The sequence below is a fragment of the Nocardia sp. NPDC006044 genome (assembly GCF_042871115.1).
In the GTDB taxonomy this organism is placed as follows: Bacteria; Actinomycetota; Actinomycetes; order Mycobacteriales; family Mycobacteriaceae; genus Nocardia.
This window is the reverse complement of the sequence record NZ_JBIAID010000003.1, coordinates 1295495-1310936: the sequence shown is the minus strand read 5'-3', so window position 1 is coordinate 1310936 and position 15442 is coordinate 1295495. Positions and strand designations below refer to the sequence as shown.

Sequence of the window (15442 nt, the reverse complement as noted above, 5' to 3'; positions counted from 1 at the left end):
GTCATGGCGTATGACGAGGAACTGGCCGACCGCATCCGGCTGCACATCAAACCCGGGCCGGAGCTGTCCGAGCGGAAGATGTTCGGCGGGCTCGCCTTCCTGATCGGCGGCAATATGGCCGTGGCCGCCAGCGGACAGGGTGGGCTGCTGGTCCGGGTCGATCCGAAGGACAGCGACGAGCTGCTCGAGTTCGACTTCGTGGAGTCCATGGTGATGGGCGGCCGCGATGTCACCGGTTGGCTGCGGGTCACCCCCGAGGCGGCCGACGACGACGCGGTGCTGCGCGAATGGGTCGACCGCGGCGTCGGCTACGCGCGGTCGCTGCCGCCGAAAAAGAAGAAGTAGCCCGCGCGGGTCAGCCGCGAACCTGCCTGCGGTAGGTGACGCGGTCGAACTCGCGGCCGTACTCGTCCACGGCGGTCACGTCCATTTCGCTGGCGAAGATGCCGGGGCGGACGTCGACGCGCAGGAACGAGTAGTTGCGGAATCGCACCCGCGACCACGGGGCCGCTTCGTCCTGCTTGTGTCCGCCGGTGCCCCAGACGTAGCTGTTGGGCACGGTGGTGTCCGGTAACTCGTTGCCGCGGTAGGACTCCCGCGAACCCGGCTGGAAGTCGTAGCGGGGCCGGCCGCCGCCGCCGACGGTGTAGTAGACCGTGCCGTCGGTCTCCGGATAGACCACCGAATTGTCCCCGGCCACCTTCGTCGCGGCGTTGCCGCGGATCGGGTCGGTGCGTTCGAACACGTGATTGTGCCCTTGGAGCACCAGATCCACCTGATAGCGGTCGAACAGCGCTACCCACGCATCCCGCACGCCGCCGTCGCTCGCGTGCGCGTCGGTCGTCGAATAGGCGCAGTGGTGGAAGAAGCAGACCAGGAAGTCGATGCCGGGGTCGGCCCGGTAGGCGGCCAGCGTGCGCTCCACCCAACTCGTCTGCGCCCCACCGGAATACCCGGTGTTGGCGCGGATCTCGTAGGAGACGTCGTTGGCGTCGAGCGAGAGCACCGCGACATTGCCGTAGGTGAACGAATACGCCGACGGACAGCCGGCCGGGCCGTTGCCGGGGAAATCGAGCCGCGCCGCGTGCCCGCCGTAACCGAGGGCGCCGTAGGTCGCCTCCATGTCGTGGTTGCCGGTGGCGAACATCCACGGCGTCTGCGCGGCGCTCGCCTCGATGGCGCCGAAGTAGACGTCCCACACGTACGGGTTGAACTTGTCGAAGCCCGCCGGGAGCTTCCCGCCGTGCGCGACGAATTGGGCCGGCTTGCCCGCGCCGGACGGATCGGCGTAGGCGATGTCGCCGGCCAGGATGTGGAAATCCGGTCTGGCCGCGGCGATTTGGCGCAGCACGTTGGTCGCGTGCGGTGCGTTCGGGTCGTTGTCCGCCTTGTAGTACTTGTCGTCGTAGTCGCCGGGCGCGACACCCGAAGGCAGCGCCGGAGTTTCGTCGGTGCCCTGATCACCCATCATGGTGAACCGGAACGGCACGATCGCGGCGCGCGCGGTGGGCATCGCGGTGGCGGCCGCGCGGATGTCGCCGGTGAACCCGTCGGCGGTGCGCCAGCGGTAGAAGTGCGGCACCCGGCCGGGCAGCCCGTCCACCGGTGCGTGCGCGTAGAACTGTTCTGCCGCAAGCACTCCGCCGTCGCTGGTCGGCAGCTGGGTCAGCAGGTTGCGCACCTCGGCCTCCACCGTCGCGCCGAGCGCGGGGGTCGGGCCGTGGTCGAGGAACACCTTGGTGCCCGCGGGCTGCCTGGACAGTTGCGCCGCGAAGCGGAGCTGGCTGGTCGAGTCCGGGCCGAAGCCGACGTGGCGGCCGCCGACGGCGAGCTGCGCCTCCTCGGCGTAGGCGCGTTTACCGAACGGCGACGTGCCGACCGCCGCCACGGCCGCGGCCGCCGCCGCACCGCGCAGGATATTGCGGCGCGACACCGAATGCCGGCGTAGATAGTCGCGATGCCATTCGTGCTGCTCGGCCATGGTCATCTCGGCGGAGCGCCCGCCCGGGATTCCGGTTTCCGGAATGTCGCCTGCGGGATTCAGCGGATTCGACGCCATACCGACCGATGCTGCGCCGGTCGCGCCCGCACGGCAACTCGACACTGCGGGCCGCGGACGAACAGTCGGTGAACTCTGCCGTCACGACGGCCCGGCCTGGTGAAGTTCGCCGGTTCCCGTCTCCGCCCCGTCCCGATATGCTCCCGCGATGACGCCATTCACCCGCGGAACCGCCGTCGCGATCATGCTCGGCGCCGCCCTCTGCGTGCGCATCCCCGCCGACGCGACCCCCGGTACGGACATCACCGCCGTCACCCTCGCCCAAGCCCAGATCCCCGCCGGACTCCTCCCGTTCGTCGCGGGCACCGACCTCGTGGTCCGCGAAATCACCATCGCCCCAGGCGGTTCCACCGGCTGGCACTACCACGACGGCCCGGTCTTCGGCATCATCCGCGCCGGCACCCTCACCCACCCCGGCCCCGACTGCGTAGCCCCCGTCTTCCACACCGGCGATTTCATCTACGAACCCGAAGGCGACTGGAACGTCCACATCGGCCGCAACCTAGGCCCCGACCCCCTCGTCCTCGACGTCGTCTACGCCCCACCCACCCCCAAACCCCTCTTCCAAGACGCCCCCGCCCCACCCTGCGCCTAGCCGGTTCCGCACCGATATTGTGACTCGAACGTATTTTCGAATCTCGAGGTATCTTCGGCCGCATGGTCGGTTCCCAGCACGAAGCTTTGCACCGGATCTTTCAGCACGCCCCCGAGATGTTCGCGCGCGCGTTCCACGCGTTGGATGTCCCCTTGGGTGACCCCAGCGAGGTAGCTCTGCTACCCACGGATCTCACAGAGATCAGACCACTGGAGCGCCGAGTGGACACCCTATTACGGTTCACCGTGCCGACGGGCAGATTTCTGCTGCTCGTCGAGGCGCAAGGTGAGTGCGACCCGGACAAGCCGTCGGCGTGGGCCTATTACCTGGCCCACGCCCATGCGAAATACCGCATCCCCGTGGTGCTGCTGGTCGTCTGCCATGACCGCGCGACCGCGGAGTGGGCCTCCCGGATTGTCCAGCTCGGCCCGTCGTTCTGGGCCGGCAGCCTGTCCATGTCCCCGCTCGTCCTCGGTCCGGACAACGTGCCCGTGATCACCGATCCGGCTGAGGCGGCCGCCGACGTCCCACTGGCCGTTCTCTCCGCGATGACGCATGCCAAAGACCCCTGTATTGATGCGATACTGAAGTCGCTGGCCGCCGCATTGCGAGAGATCGATGAAGAGGACGCCCACGTCTTCGCCGAACTCACCGAACTCGGCCTGGGCACCAGCCCGGCCGCCGAAACTTGGAGGCACCTGATGTCGATCGACCTGTCGTTCTTCCGCTCGGAGACCTCGCAGCGCCTGCGCGAGGAGGGCCGGACCGAGGGCTTGGCTGAAGGCCTGGCCGAGGGCGAAACCAAGGCTTTCGCCAAGAGCATTCTCGACATCCTCGATGCGCGATCGATCTCTGTTCCGCCTGACGCCCACCTTCGCATCACGTCGTGCGATGACCAGGACGTGCTGCGTGCATGGCTTCGTCGTTCGGCGACCGCGACCAGCGTCTCCGAGGTCTTCACCGGCGATCAGGTTTAGTTGGACCGTCGGAAAAAAGTTTTGGGAAATTCGGTGAGATAGGTCGAAGTGGGGTGGGTGGGTCCGACCAGGGGGTGACAGCACGTCACACCGTTGGTAAGGAGCACATCATGTCCGTCAATACTTTCTTCTGGTTCGACAACGCGGCCGAGGAAGCGGCCACCCTGTACACGGGGGTGGTGCCCAACTCGCGGGTTACCGATATCTCCCGCAACTCGGACGGGGCGGCGTTCGTTGTTTCGCTCGATCTCGACGGGCACGCGGTCACGCTGATGAATGGTGGGCCGGGGCATGCGCTGACCGACTCGGCCTCGTTGCAGGTCGTGGTCGAGACGCAGGAGGAGATCGATCGGCTGTGGGAGGCCCTGACCGACGGTGGGGGCGCGGGCGGGCCGTGTGGGTGGCTGACCGACCGGTTCGGGCTGGCCTGGCAGATCGTGCCCGCGGCCCTGCCGACACTGATGGGCAGCGACGATCCGGCCAAGACCATTGCGGTCGGCACCGCATTGCGCGGCATGTCCAAGCTGGACATCAAGACCCTCCAGGACGCCTACGACAACGCCTGACCGCGCTAGGGTCGGTCCCATGCAGCAATTCGAAGCGACCATCGAGTCCGGCGCGGGCGGCGGCGCGTACGTCGTCGTGCCGGGCGAGGTGGTCGCGGCGCTGGGCGGCGGCGGCCGCATCCCGGTCGCCGCGGCCTTCGACGGCGTCGAGTACCGCGGCTCCATCGCGGACATGGGGTCCGGTCCCTGCCTCGGCGTGCTGAAAGCGATCCGCACCGAGCTGAATAAGCAGCCGGGCGACCGGGTCGTGGTGACCGTCGCGCGCGACGACGCCGAACGAACCGTCGAGGTCCCCGACGATCTGGCGGTCGCGTTGCGCACCGCCGGCCGGTTAGCCGCCTTCGGCGAACTGTCCTATTCGCGGCGACGCGAACACGTCACGTCGGTCATCGAAGCCAAGCGCGCGGAGACGCGCGCCCGGCGGATCACCAAGGTGGTCGAGTCGCTGAGCTGACCCCTTACAGCGCCGCGGGATCTATATCGGCGAACGTATCGACCCAACGATGCGGTGGCCGTGGCGGATTGGGCTCACCCGGCCGGGCGAGCCCGATGGCCTGCCACCCCGCCGCGACCGCGGCGTCGACCTCGTCCGGATGATCGGACAGGAACAGAATGCGCTCCCCGGCCACCCCGATCGCACTCGCGATCTTCTCGTACGACGACGGCTCCCGCTTGCCGCCCGCCGTGGACAGATCGAAATGCCCGCTGATCAGCGAGGCCAATTCGCCGCCCCGGGCGAACGCGAACCAATCCTGCTGGTTCCGCACCGATCCCGACGAATACACGTACAGCGCAAGCCCATCCGCGTGCCAGGCCCGCAGCGCGGGCGGCACATCGGCGAAGAACTCCCCGTGCAGCGCACCGTTGCGGAAGCCCTCCGCACAGATCAGCCCCTGCGCCGTCTTCAGCGACTCCGCTTTGACATCGGTATCGAGCCACTCGCGCAGGATCTCCGCGACCTCGCCGGTGTCGGCCCCGGGCCGCCCGGCCTGCGCCCGCACCGCGGCGATGATGGGATCCGCCGCGCCCGTGCGGTTTTCGGCCAGCCACGCCGGAAGCCGTTCCCGCGTATAGCCATACAGGTCCTCCCGCACCGAACTGGTCGGGCTAGTGGTCCCTTCGATGTCGAGGACGATCGTGGTGATCACGAGCTGGTGAGCAATTCGTCGAGGGTCGGGAACGCCTCGCTGATCCGGTCACCGCTGAAATCGCCCACCCAGCCGTCCTCTTCCTCGAAGAACCGGATCGCGATAAAGTCGGGCCTGCTGCCCATGTCGAACCAGTGCAGGGTGCCCGCGGGCACCGAGAGCAGATCGCCGCCCTCGCAGACGACGGCCAGCACCTCGTGCCCGAGATGCAGGTAGAAGCAGCCGCGCCCGGCGGCGAAGTAGCGCACCTCATCCTCGGCGTGCCGGTGCTCGTTGAGGAACTTCGCCCGCGCGCCCTCGGCGGTCTTGGGCCACTCCGGGTCGGCGTCGTCGGGATGGATGCGGGCGATATCGATGTGCTTGTAGCGCCCGGACTCGTTCAGCTCGGCCACCTGGTCGCTGTAGTGCGCGAGCAGCTCGTCGGAGGCGACGGCGGCGGCGTTGTCCACCACCGGCCAGCGGCCGAAAGTGATGCCGTGCTTGGCCAATTCGGTGCCGATCACCGCGTCGTCGGTGGTCCGCACGCGCACGTCGGCCGCGTTGTCGGCGGCCATCACCTGAAGCAGGGTCATGTCAGTCCAATCTCGAGGGTCTCGTCGCGCGCGCCGAAGGCGTTCAGCCGCCCGGTGCGGGATACCAGCTCGCACAGGGCCTCCAGGCATTCGGCGCGATCGCGCGCCTGGGAAATATTGTCCCCCCACGCGGTGATCCCGTGCCCGGTGATGAACAGGATCGGCGGCGCGGCAGGGCGTTCGGCCAGGTAGTGCTCGATGTCGGCGCCGATGCGCGGCACGTCCGCCCAATTGGGGAAGACCGGGATATCGATGACCGCGGGATCCGGCCCGCCCAGCCCCTTGATCAGCTCGTAGCCGGTGATGCGCAGGGTGCGCACCGCGTCGGGCGCACCGAATCGGGTCGCCAGCGCGGTCGCGAACGGCGGATGGATGTGCACCACCGCCCGCGCGGTCGTGGTCCGGTACGCCGCGGTGTGAATCGTGGTCTCCGCCGAGGGTTTCCGGCTGCCTGCCGCCGGTGTCGAGTCCGCCACCAGGACGGTCACCATATCGTGTTCGGTCAGTTCACCTTTGGACAGACCACTGCCGGTGATCAGCGCGGTGTCGCCGGTACGGACCGAGATATTGCCGGCGGTGCCCGGCATCCACCCGCGCTGATACAGGCCGCGCGCGATGTCGGCAATCACCTTGCCGGGCAGCGGATCCGGTCGGGCCTCCGCCGAAGCGTGCACCACCCCTAGCTCGGTGACGACCGCGGTCACCAGATCGCCCGGCGTCACGTCGAAGGCCGGGTTGAACACCTCGGTCCCGGCGGGAGCCGTTGCGACACCGCCGAATCCGATCACCTCGGCGGCCGCGCGCTCCTCCACCACGATGTCGCGCCCGGTCGCCATGTGCGGATCGCGGGTCGACTCCGGCGCCACCACGATGAACGGAATGCCGTGCTGGCGCGCCGCCAGCGCCAGCGCGTAGGTGCCGATCTTGTTCGCCACATCGCCGTTCGCGGTCACCCGGTCCGCGCCGACCAGCACGCAGTCGACCTGCCCGGTCGCCATCGCCCAGGCCGCCGCGGAATCGATGGTCAGCCGATGCGGGATGCCCGCCTCGGCCAGCTCCCAGGTGGTCAGCCGCGCGCCTTGCAGCAGCGGCCTGGTCTCGTCGACCAGGACGTTCTCGATCGCGCCCCGCTCGGACAGCACCCGCAACGCGCCGATCGCGGTGCCGAACGCACTCGTCGCGAGCCGTCCGGTGTTGCAGTGGGTGAGCACCCGCAGCGGCCGGTCCGGGCACAGCCGCTGCACCAGATCGGCGGCGTGCGTGGCGGCGGCCCGGTTCACCCGGCCGTCCTCGGCCAGCATGTCCAGGGTCTCGGCGAGCACCGCTTCGGCGCCCTGCGCGACCTTGGCCCGCACCCGCCGCACCGCCCAGGCGAGATTCACCGCGGTCGGCCGGGCCGCGGCGAGACGATCGGCGTCGGCCTGCACCCGAACCTCATCGACCACGCCGTCCACCGTGTGCGCGGTGGTGGCGATGACCACGCCGAACGCCCCCGCGATGCCGATGGCCGGCGCGCCGCGGATGGCCAGCACCCGGATGGCGTCGATGACCTCGTCGACCGTGCCGAGCCGCAGTTCGCGGACCTCGTGCGGCAGCCCGCGCTGGTCGATGGTGACCAGCGCACCGTCGTCCCAGATCAGGGAACTGTCGTCCATCAGGCGCATCCTTTATCGCGTGGAGCCGTGTTGTGCCTGGTCAACGGTATCGGACGGGAGCAGCCCGGAGAAAGTCGGTCGAAGGCCGCGGCTACCCGGCGGCGGACCGGTCGCGCAACTTCGCGGCCCGTACGCGCGGGTCGTAATCGGGCCCGACGCCCTCGATCAGCAGCAGATCGCCGTCGATGTGGTCGGTACGCAGCCGGATGATCGCCTGATAGGCCGGGGAGCGATACCAGGCTCGCGCGGTGTCCAGATCGGGGAATTCGAGCAGCACCATGCTGCCCGGCCAGTCGCCCTCCACGAGCTCGGCGGGCGGACCGTGGATGACGAAGCGGCCGTGGAACGGATCCAGGGTGTCCTGGATGCGCTCCAGGTACTCCAGGATGTCGGCGTGCGGCCTGCGGACGCGCAGGTGGGCGAAGCCATAGGCGGACATGAGCGGTTCCCTCGTTCGGCGGCGTCGCCGATGCGCGACGCCGATCCGAACGTAGGCCGCGGGCCGCGGCCGGACAATTACCTCGGAGGTAAGGGTGTATCCGCCTATTCCGCAACGAATTCCGCCTCCCGCTCCACCGCCTCGATGGTGCCCGCAGGCACCCGGATCGGGCCGGGGGAGTAGGTGATCGCGCGCAACGTGCCGGAGTAGCGGAAGACGCCGCGCCGCTCCCGCAGGTGCCACGAGACCGGCCCGCGAGCGTCGACCCCGACGGAGATGCCGGTCCACGGCGACATGCCGACCAGCTGCACCTGATCGCGGAGTTCGGCGACACGCGCGCCGTCCACCTCGATGCCGAAATCCCAGCGCAGGCGCGGACGTACTGTCGCGATCACCGAGATCCGCCGGACGCCGGGCGCGAGCGGGCCGACGGACACCGAGTCGTATCTGCCGTAGCTGTTCACGCCGAACGTGAGCCAGCCGTCCTCGATGTACAGCAGATAGCCGCCGAGCGGATCACCATGTGCGACAAGGACTCCCTCGTCGCCCGGTAGATAGTTGTGCAGTTCCGCGGTGATGGTGAAGTCCCGGTAGGCGATCAGCCGTTGCGAGCGGTAGCGCTCCAGCGTGGGCGTGCCGGGCAGCAGCCGCAGCGGCTCGCTGAACCGCCGCTCCTCCGGTCGTCTGCGGGCCAGGTCCTGCCGGGTGAGCAGCGGGAAAACGGTATTCGCCCAGGCGGATTCGTCCCAGGCGGCGGCCAGCTCGGCGGCCTTGTCCGGGAACTGCGCCGAAAGGTCGTGCAGTTCGGTCGGATCGGCGCGCACATCGAACAGCTGCCAGTGCGGCGCGTCCACGTCGGCGCCGGCCTCGTGCAGGGACAACAGCTTCCAGCCGTCGCGATAGAAGCCGCGGTGTCCGGTCATCTCGGAATACTGCTCGGTGTGCGCCGTGCGCGCGTGCGGGTCACGCAGCAGCCCGGCGGCCGAGACCCCGTCGAAGTCCTTGGCCGGCAGGCCGTTACGCACACTCGGCCGCTGTAGCCCGGCCAGCTCCAGCAATGTCGGCGCGAGATCGGTGACGTAGGCGTACTCGTGGCGAATGCCGTTGTCATCGCCGTTGCGCGGCAGGCCTTTCGGCCAGGAGACCAGCAACGGCACCCGCACACCGCCGGCGAAGGTCTGTCCCTTGTAGAAGCGGAACGGCGTGTTCGACGCTTGCCCCCACCCGCGCGGGTAGTGCACGCCGAGCTGTGCGGTGCCGATCAACTCCTCGTCGAGCGGGACGTCGCCGACCCAGTCCGGGTCATCGATGTGCGCGAATTCGGCGAAGTAGGTGCGGGTTCCCTCCGGTCCGCCCTCGGCGGTGCCACCGTTGTCGGAGGTGAACACCACGATGGTGTCGTCCAGCTCGCCGAGCTGTTCGAGGGTGTCGAGGATCCGGCCGAGGCTCTGGTCGATGCTGTCGACCATGCCCGCGTACACCTCCATGTACCGGGCGAACCGGCGCTGCTGCGCGTCGGTGAGCGAATCCCATTCCGCCGCCTCGTACCCCGGCTCGGTGTTACGCGGCTTCTGCTCGGTGCCCGGCGGGAACAGGCCCTGCGCGAGCTGCGCGGCGAACCTGTTCTGCCGCAGCTTGTCCCAGCCCTCGGCGTAGCGGCCGCGATACTTCGCCAGGTCGTCCGGCTTGGCCTGCAACGGGCCGTGCATGGCGACGTGCGCGAAGTAGAGGAAGAACGGCTTGGCCGCGTCGTGCGCGCGCAGATCCTTGATGTAGGAGATCGCCTTGTCGGTCAGGTCGTCGGTGAGGTAGTAGCCCTCCGGGTACTCCTCGACGTCCACCACGGAGCTGTCCGACACCAGCTGATTCGGATAGTAGAAGGAGTTGAGGCCCTCCAGCGAGCCGTAGTAGCGGTCGAAACCACGCTGGGTCGGCCACGAATCCCGGTGCGCCGCAGGGTTCATCGTGGCATCCCGGACCAGATGCCACTTGCCGACGGCATAGGTCGCGTAACCGTTGGCGCGCAGGATCTCCGGCAGCGTCAGCACATCGTCGGCGAGTTCCAGGCGCAGACCGGGATATCCGGGGTCGGCGTTGGCGACGAAGCCGAAACCCGCACGGTGGGAGTTGATTCCGGTCAGCAGCGCGGCCCGCGACGGCGAGCACAGCGGGGTGGTGTGATAGTTGGTCAGCCGAACGCCGCGCGCGGCAAGGCGGTCCAGGGTCGGTGTGTCGATCTCGGAGCCGAACGGCCCGATGTCGCTGTATCCCATGTCATCGACCAGCACCACGATGATGTTCGGTGCGCCGGCCGGCGCGGTCGGCGGGTAGGTCCACTCGGGGGTCGAATCGGCGGTGGTGCGGCCGATGGTGCCGGCAAACGACTCGTAACCGCGCGCATGGGAGGGAACAGGCATTGTTTCAGTAAACGCCGGACGTCGCTCGGCTCACCAGCGTTTGGCGCACGGTGCGCGGAACGAGACGCACCGCCCACAACCGCGGCCGCCGGTTCGACTGTGAAACGGCGGCTCGCGGTGCAGATCAGTTAGTTGTGGCCCATCCGGCGCTGATCGGCGTTACGCCGATCGTCGTCCGACTGGCGCTGGTTCGGCATGCGCTGGCCGTCCGAGGGGGCGCCTGGGCGGTTCATGCCCTGGTTCTGGTTTTGATCCTGGCGCTGCTGTTGCTGCTGCCGATCCATCTGCCTCGGCATTTTCTTAGGCGTTTTCTTCGACTTTTCAGCCATCTCCACTCGGTCCTTTCCGGGGATTGATATTCGCCTAACGACACTCACGATAGCGAGCATCGATCAATTCCGGAAGGAAAAGTGAAAAAAGGCTGTCACACCGGCGATCCGAGTTATTTCCGCAGGTAGAACCGATATGGGCCGGTTAAGGCTTGCGTGCTTCGATGAGAAATCTGGTCGAGTGGGCGACGAATGGACCCTGCGCTTCGATCTCGTCATGCATCGCCCGGAGCTTGTCCCGATACCGCTCCACGGTGAAGTCAGGGACCATCCACGGCACCTTCCGCAGGAAGTACACGACCGCGCCGATATCGCCGAACTCGACCCGCAAACGTTCGTATCGCAGATCGACGATTTCGAGTCCGGCGGCTATTGCCGCGGCCCGATCGTCATCCGGATTGCGGCGCTTACGAATTTCCTCCGTTTGCGCGCCGATGAAATACTCGACGAGTTCGAAAACACTTGCATCGCCGACGTGTTGCGCCAGATAGGTGCCGGACGGCCGCAATACCCGGGCGATCTCGGACCACCACACGGTGACCGGGTGCCTGCTGCTCACCAGATCAAAGGCATTGTCCCCGAAGGGTAACGGCGGTTCGTCGGGATCGGCGACCAGCGCCACGCCCAGGGGATGCAGCAGCTGAGTCGCCTTGTCGATGTTCGGCGGCCACGACTCGGTCGCCACCATCAGCGGCGGCAGGTTCCCGGCACCGGCCAGCACCTCGCCGCCGCCGGTCTGAATGTCCAGCGCCGCAGCGACTTTCCCCAGCCGCTCGCCCAGCACGCGCTGATACCCCCAGGAGGGGCGCTGCTCGCTGGCCCGCCCGTCGAGCCAGCCGAAATCCCAACCGGCCACGGAGACCGCGTCGGCCTCGGCCACCAGATCCTCATAGCTGCGTCCCATGCCGCCGATTGTTGCCGAGCGGTAGCCATGGGGCAAATGGGTTTCTACCTGGGCAGCGGCAGGAACTCGACGGACGCGCCGTCGGCGGCCTCGGCGGGGACGATGACCAGCCCGTCTCGGTCGACCAAGCCGCCGAGGTGCGCGGTGCGGATGTTCGGGTCGCCCAGCCAGCCGCCTTGCGGGGCGAAGCGGGCGGGGACGACGCGGGCGACCGGGCCGGAGATCTCGGCGGCGTTGTGCAGCGGGCCGAGCAGCGGGCGGCGGGCGGGTGCGCCGGTGCGGCCCGCGACGAGTGCGGGGGCCAGCGCCAGCAGCGTGGCCACTGCGGCGAACGGGTTGCCGGGCAGGCCGAGAACCGTAGTGCCGGTGGCTAGTTCGGCGACCAGGGTGGAGCCGCCCGGTCGTAGTCGTAGCCGGTGCACCAGGACTCTGGCCTGGGCGCGGCCGACCGCGGCGCGTAGCTGATCGGCCGCGCCACTGCCGGTCGCGCCGACGATCACCAGCAGGTCGCACCCGGGCGCCTCGGCGAGCACTTCGTCGAATCCGTTCGGGGTATCGCGCAGGTGCACCCGGTCGGCGGTGTGAATTCCGCACCAGGACAACAGTTCCGGCATGATCGGCCCGATCGAGTCCCGGGTCTGTCCCGCGTGCAGCGGGCCGTCGCCGCGGATCTCGTCGCCGGTCATCACGATCCTGGCCCGGACCGGACCGCGCACCGGCGCCGCGGTGACCTCGACGCTCGCGGCCGCCGAGATCAGTGCGGCGGTGACCGGAGTCCCTTGCGGCGCAACGAGATCACCGGGCTGCCGGTCCTCGCCGCGGCGGCGGACATCGTCCCGGATCGGGGCGTCCGGCAGTCGATGCAGGCGGTCATCGGCTGCCACCTCGGCGAATTCGTCGCGCAGCACACCGGTGGTGCCGTCCGGCACGTGCGCGCCGGTGGCGATGCGCACGGCCTCGCCGGGCAGCAGCCCGACCGGCCGGTGGCCTCCGGCGAAACCGATATCGCGGCGCAACCGCCACGGTCCCGCCCCCGCCACCGCGTAACCGTCCATCGCGGAAACATCGAAGCGCGGTAGTGGCCCGCCGGCCGTCAACGGCGCCGCGAGCGCCGCGCCGCGCACCGAACGCAGGTCGGCCTCGTAGGCGGTGAGTCGGGAAAGATTGTCCCGCAGCGCTTTCCGTGCCTCGTCGAGCGAGAGCGCTGGTGCCGGTCCCGCGATCGACGCGCGGGCCACGCGCACCTCTTCCTCGGTGTCGCAGTCGGCGATCCCGGGCAGCGCGATGATCGCCGAATCGGCCGGGATGAGCGCCTTCATCGGCTGATTGACCAGCGAATCCAGCCGACCGAGCGCGGCAAGCAGTGCCGTGCGCCGCCACACCCCGATCAGATACTGCGGTCGCCCGGACTCGTCTGCGGCGAACACCGCGTCGGCACCGGATTCGCAGGTGTGCCTGATCAATTCGGTGATCGACCAGGGTGACAGGAATGGCAGATCGGCCGCGAGCACCACCACCAGCGGCGCCGTTGAACCGAGAGTGTCCAGGCCGGCCCCGATCGCCGCCACCGGCCCGGCGCCCGGCGGCACCTCCCGGGTCTGTTTGATCTCCGACGCCAGCTCGGGCCGATGCGGCCCGACCACGACCGTGTGCGCACACGTGGCGACGGCGGCCAGGGCGACGTCGAGCATGGAGCGGCCACCGATGACGATCGCGGGCTTGTCCACGCCGCCCATCCGGCTGGCCCGCCCGCCGGCGAGCACGATCGCGTCGGCAGCGGTCACCGAGCGCGACCTCGAGCTAGGTACACCATGGCGGACATGCTAATTCGTCGCCGCCGCGAACCCGGGAGGCGGCGTCGAGCATTCGCTTTCCCGAACGCCGCGCGCGGCCTGGGCTAGACGGTGGAGCAGTCGCGTACCGGCCGGAGCAGGCAGAACTCGTTGGTCTCCGGATCGGCCAGGGCCAGGCTCGTCGCCGGGTGCACGCCGTCGCGACCGATCGACGTGGCACCGGCCGCGCGCAGCCGGTCCAGCTCGACGGACTGCTCGCCGAACGAGGCCAGATTCAGCCGCAGCAGATTGCGGCCCGATTTCACCTCGGGCGTGCGGACGAACTCCAGCCACGAGCCGAGCCCGGTCGCCGAGCGCAGCCCGGCCACCTGCTCGCCGCCGTGCGTGACCGGCCAGCCGGACGCGGCGGCCCAGAATTCGGCCAGCCGCAGCGGATCTCGGGTGTCCATCACGATGGCCGCGACCGCGCCGGTGTCCACGTATTCCTCCCGCGGCTCCAGCACACAGAACTCGTTGCCCTCGGGATCGGCCAGTACCACCCACGGCACCGCGCCCTGCCCGATGTCGACGCGGCGGGCACCGAGCGACAGCGCGCGGTCCACCTGCACCCGTTGATGGTCGATCGAACGGCTGGCCAGATCGAGGTGAATGCGGTTCTTGCCGTGCTTGGCTCGCACGGCAGGCAGGAACGCGAGGGCGACCTCGGCGCCGTCGGGATCGGGCGCCGCCACGTCTACTTCCTCGGGGCGATCGATGGTCACGCCCCAACCGAGCAGCTCGGCCCAGAAGTCCGCGATGAACCGCGGCCGGTCTGCATCGAACACGACACACGCCAGGCGGGTGGACATGTTTCCACGGTAACCGCCGCGCGGCCGCCGGGTGCTTTGTTTACGGAAACGGAAAACGTGCCGCGCGCAGGTTCACTCGGCCGTCGTCGATCGGCACGCCCTCGGTCGCGAGCAGCCGCAGCTGCCGGTCGGCCAGGTGCGCGGCCGGTTTGCCGCCCGCGCCGATCACCCGGTGCCACGGCAGGTCGGCCGCGTCGGTGCGCATGATCCACCCGACCGTCCGCGGGGTGGACAGTCCGGCGGCCGCGGCGATGTCGCCGTAGGTCGCCACCTTGCCGGGCGGGATCGACGCGACGAGGGCCCGGACCCGCTCGACCTGATCGTCTGTGGTCGGCACCGGGTCAGAGTACCGATCGCAGCAGCGCGGCGGTTTCGGCCGGAAGGGCCTGCGGGATCATGTGATCGCAGTCCCATTCGTGCACGGTGAGGCGCTCGCCGAGGTGCTCGGCGAGCGCGGCCCGGAACGCCGGGGTGACGAACGGCGGCTGCACCTTCATCGCCTGCACGAGCACCGTCGGCAGATCCTGCGGCGGCAGCACGAACGGACGGGCCAGCTGACCCCAGTACGAGGTAATCGCGGCCAGGCTCATCCGCCAGGCGAAGCGGCCCTGCGCGGTCGGCACCAGATGCTCGGCGAGCTCGGCCTCCAGGATCTCCGGCGCCACCTCGGCCCAGGCCGAGCCGAGCTTGTCTTCGCGTGCCCGGGCGACGGATTCGTAGTCCGGCTCGGCCAGCAGCGAATCGGCGACCTCGCCGACCAGATCCGGCTCGAGCCCGAGCGCCGGATCCAGCAGCACCAGCTGCCGGACCAGGTCCGGGCGGCGCCGGGCGAGATACAACGCACACGCGCCGCCGAACGAGTGCCCGGCCACGGTCACCGGTTCGGTGGTCTCGGCGGTGAGCAATTCGATCAGGTCGTCGACGACGGCCTCGAAGGTCCACGGCGGCAAGGTGCTCGACCGTCCGTGTCCGCGCAGGTCAGGTGCGATGATCCGGACATCGGGGAGATGGTTGGCCGCCAGGTCTTCCCAGCGTTTGCCGTGGCCGGTCACGCCGTGCAGGACCAGCACCGCCGGTCCGGTGGCGGGACCGAATCGATAGACATTCAGAGCAGACACCGGTCCATTCTGACCGGTTCGC

17 protein-coding genes are annotated in these 15442 nt (G+C 69.1%); 5 read left to right on the top strand and 12 right to left on the bottom strand.

Features of this window, described 5'->3' with window-relative positions:
• Window positions 1-3 precede the first annotated feature (3 nt).
• Entirely contained in the window at window positions 4-345 is a 342-nt protein-coding gene (locus tag ACFYO1_RS30625) for a TfoX/Sxy family protein (RefSeq protein ID WP_387238227.1), read from the top strand.
• A 10-nt stretch (window positions 346-355) separates the two neighbouring features.
• Here the strand turns inward: ACFYO1_RS30625 and ACFYO1_RS30620 are convergent, their stop codons facing one another.
• Window positions 356-2059 (bottom strand): metallophosphoesterase, encoded by a 1704-nt coding sequence (locus tag ACFYO1_RS30620; RefSeq protein WP_387238224.1) that lies wholly within the window; start codon window positions 2057-2059, stop codon window positions 356-358.
• A 148-nt stretch (window positions 2060-2207) separates the two neighbouring features.
• On the opposite strand from ACFYO1_RS30620, the gene ACFYO1_RS30615 reads away from it, so the two are divergent.
• From ACFYO1_RS30615 to ACFYO1_RS30600, 4 genes are all read left to right on the top strand, one after another.
• Window positions 2208-2654 carry a cupin domain-containing protein gene (locus ACFYO1_RS30615; protein ID WP_387238221.1) on the top strand — a complete coding sequence of 149 codons (447 nt, stop codon included), beginning with the start codon at window positions 2208-2210 and terminating at the stop codon, window positions 2652-2654.
• Between the two features lie 62 nt (window positions 2655-2716).
• Complete coding sequence (locus ACFYO1_RS30610) at window positions 2717-3631, top strand: hypothetical protein (protein WP_387238219.1); 915 nt, start codon at window positions 2717-2719, stop codon at window positions 3629-3631.
• 110 nt (window positions 3632-3741) lie between these two features.
• Window positions 3742-4197, top strand: a complete 456-nt coding sequence (locus tag ACFYO1_RS30605; RefSeq protein WP_387238216.1) for a VOC family protein — start codon at window positions 3742-3744, stop codon at window positions 4195-4197.
• Between the two features lie 19 nt (window positions 4198-4216).
• The gene (locus ACFYO1_RS30600) at window positions 4217-4651 is read left to right on the top strand and encodes a YdeI/OmpD-associated family protein (RefSeq protein ID WP_387238213.1); all 435 of its coding nucleotides are present in this window, start codon (window positions 4217-4219) and stop codon (window positions 4649-4651) included.
• A 4-nt stretch (window positions 4652-4655) separates the two neighbouring features.
• Here the strand turns inward: ACFYO1_RS30600 and mtnC are convergent, their stop codons facing one another.
• From mtnC to ACFYO1_RS30545, 11 genes are all read right to left on the bottom strand, one after another.
• Window positions 4656-5345: an acireductone synthase gene (gene mtnC / locus ACFYO1_RS30595; protein ID WP_387238209.1), complete on the bottom strand. Its 690-nt coding sequence runs from the start codon at window positions 5343-5345 to the stop codon at window positions 4656-4658.
• A complete protein-coding gene (locus tag ACFYO1_RS30590; RefSeq protein WP_387238205.1) occupies window positions 5342-5917 on the bottom strand; it encodes an acireductone dioxygenase in 576 nt (191 codons plus the stop codon). The genes mtnC and ACFYO1_RS30590 overlap by 4 nt, the downstream gene beginning before the upstream one ends.
• Window positions 5914-7572 carry an S-methyl-5-thioribose-1-phosphate isomerase gene (gene mtnA / locus ACFYO1_RS30585; RefSeq protein WP_387238202.1) on the bottom strand — a complete coding sequence of 553 codons (1659 nt, stop codon included), beginning with the start codon at window positions 7570-7572 and terminating at the stop codon, window positions 5914-5916. The genes ACFYO1_RS30590 and mtnA overlap by 4 nt, the downstream gene beginning before the upstream one ends.
• Window positions 7573-7663: 91 nt before the next feature.
• Window positions 7664-8011 carry a DUF1330 domain-containing protein gene (locus ACFYO1_RS30580; RefSeq protein WP_387238199.1) on the bottom strand — a complete coding sequence of 116 codons (348 nt, stop codon included), beginning with the start codon at window positions 8009-8011 and terminating at the stop codon, window positions 7664-7666.
• A gap of 104 nt (window positions 8012-8115) precedes the next feature.
• The gene (locus tag ACFYO1_RS30575) at window positions 8116-10428 is read right to left on the bottom strand and encodes an arylsulfatase (protein WP_387238196.1); all 2313 of its coding nucleotides are present in this window, start codon (window positions 10426-10428) and stop codon (window positions 8116-8118) included.
• Between the two features lie 128 nt (window positions 10429-10556).
• Window positions 10557-10757, bottom strand: coding sequence for a hypothetical protein (locus ACFYO1_RS30570; protein WP_378724892.1), 201 nt, complete (start codon window positions 10755-10757; stop codon window positions 10557-10559).
• 145 nt (window positions 10758-10902) lie between these two features.
• The gene (locus ACFYO1_RS30565) at window positions 10903-11661 is read right to left on the bottom strand and encodes a class I SAM-dependent methyltransferase (RefSeq protein WP_387238192.1); all 759 of its coding nucleotides are present in this window, start codon (window positions 11659-11661) and stop codon (window positions 10903-10905) included.
• Between the two features lie 44 nt (window positions 11662-11705).
• Window positions 11706-13445, bottom strand: a complete 1740-nt coding sequence (locus ACFYO1_RS30560) for an NTP transferase domain-containing protein (protein WP_387238189.1) — start codon at window positions 13443-13445, stop codon at window positions 11706-11708.
• Window positions 13446-13558: 113 nt separating this feature from the next.
• Window positions 13559-14302 carry a VOC family protein gene (locus ACFYO1_RS30555; protein WP_387238186.1) on the bottom strand — a complete coding sequence of 248 codons (744 nt, stop codon included), beginning with the start codon at window positions 14300-14302 and terminating at the stop codon, window positions 13559-13561.
• Window positions 14303-14342: 40 nt separating this feature from the next.
• Window positions 14343-14639, bottom strand: coding sequence for an MGMT family protein (locus ACFYO1_RS30550; protein ID WP_387238183.1), 297 nt, complete (start codon window positions 14637-14639; stop codon window positions 14343-14345).
• Between the two features lie 4 nt (window positions 14640-14643).
• Window positions 14644-15420 (bottom strand): alpha/beta fold hydrolase, encoded by a 777-nt coding sequence (locus tag ACFYO1_RS30545; RefSeq protein WP_387238180.1) that lies wholly within the window; start codon window positions 15418-15420, stop codon window positions 14644-14646.
• Between the last annotated feature and the right edge of the window lie 22 nt (window positions 15421-15442).

Bases quoted from the DNA above. Each gene is read 5' to 3' on its own strand.
- ACFYO1_RS30620 (WP_387238224.1), bottom strand. From the start codon at position 2,059: ATGGCGTCGAATCCGCTGAATCCCGCAGGCGACATTCCGGAAACCGGA.
- ACFYO1_RS30615 (WP_387238221.1), top strand. From the start codon at position 2,208: ATGACGCCATTCACCCGCGGAACCGCCGTCGCGATCATGCTCGGCGCC.
- ACFYO1_RS30565 (WP_387238192.1), bottom strand. From the start codon at position 11,661: ATGGGACGCAGCTATGAGGATCTGGTGGCCGAGGCCGACGCGGTCTCC.
- ACFYO1_RS30605 (WP_387238216.1), top strand. From the start codon at position 3,742: ATGTCCGTCAATACTTTCTTCTGGTTCGACAACGCGGCCGAGGAAGCG.
- ACFYO1_RS30580 (WP_387238199.1), bottom strand. From the start codon at position 8,011: ATGTCCGCCTATGGCTTCGCCCACCTGCGCGTCCGCAGGCCGCACGCC.
- ACFYO1_RS30610 (WP_387238219.1), top strand. From the start codon at position 2,717: ATGGTCGGTTCCCAGCACGAAGCTTTGCACCGGATCTTTCAGCACGCC.
- ACFYO1_RS30570 (WP_378724892.1), bottom strand. From the start codon at position 10,757: ATGGCTGAAAAGTCGAAGAAAACGCCTAAGAAAATGCCGAGGCAGATG.
- ACFYO1_RS30575 (WP_387238196.1), bottom strand. From the start codon at position 10,428: ATGCCTGTTCCCTCCCATGCGCGCGGTTACGAGTCGTTTGCCGGCACC.
- ACFYO1_RS30590 (WP_387238205.1), bottom strand. From the start codon at position 5,917: ATGACCCTGCTTCAGGTGATGGCCGCCGACAACGCGGCCGACGTGCGC.
- ACFYO1_RS30625 (WP_387238227.1), top strand. From the start codon at position 4: ATGGCGTATGACGAGGAACTGGCCGACCGCATCCGGCTGCACATCAAA.
- mtnA (WP_387238202.1), bottom strand. From the start codon at position 7,572: ATGGACGACAGTTCCCTGATCTGGGACGACGGTGCGCTGGTCACCATC.
- ACFYO1_RS30555 (WP_387238186.1), bottom strand. From the start codon at position 14,302: ATGTCCACCCGCCTGGCGTGTGTCGTGTTCGATGCAGACCGGCCGCGG.
- ACFYO1_RS30600 (WP_387238213.1), top strand. From the start codon at position 4,217: ATGCAGCAATTCGAAGCGACCATCGAGTCCGGCGCGGGCGGCGGCGCG.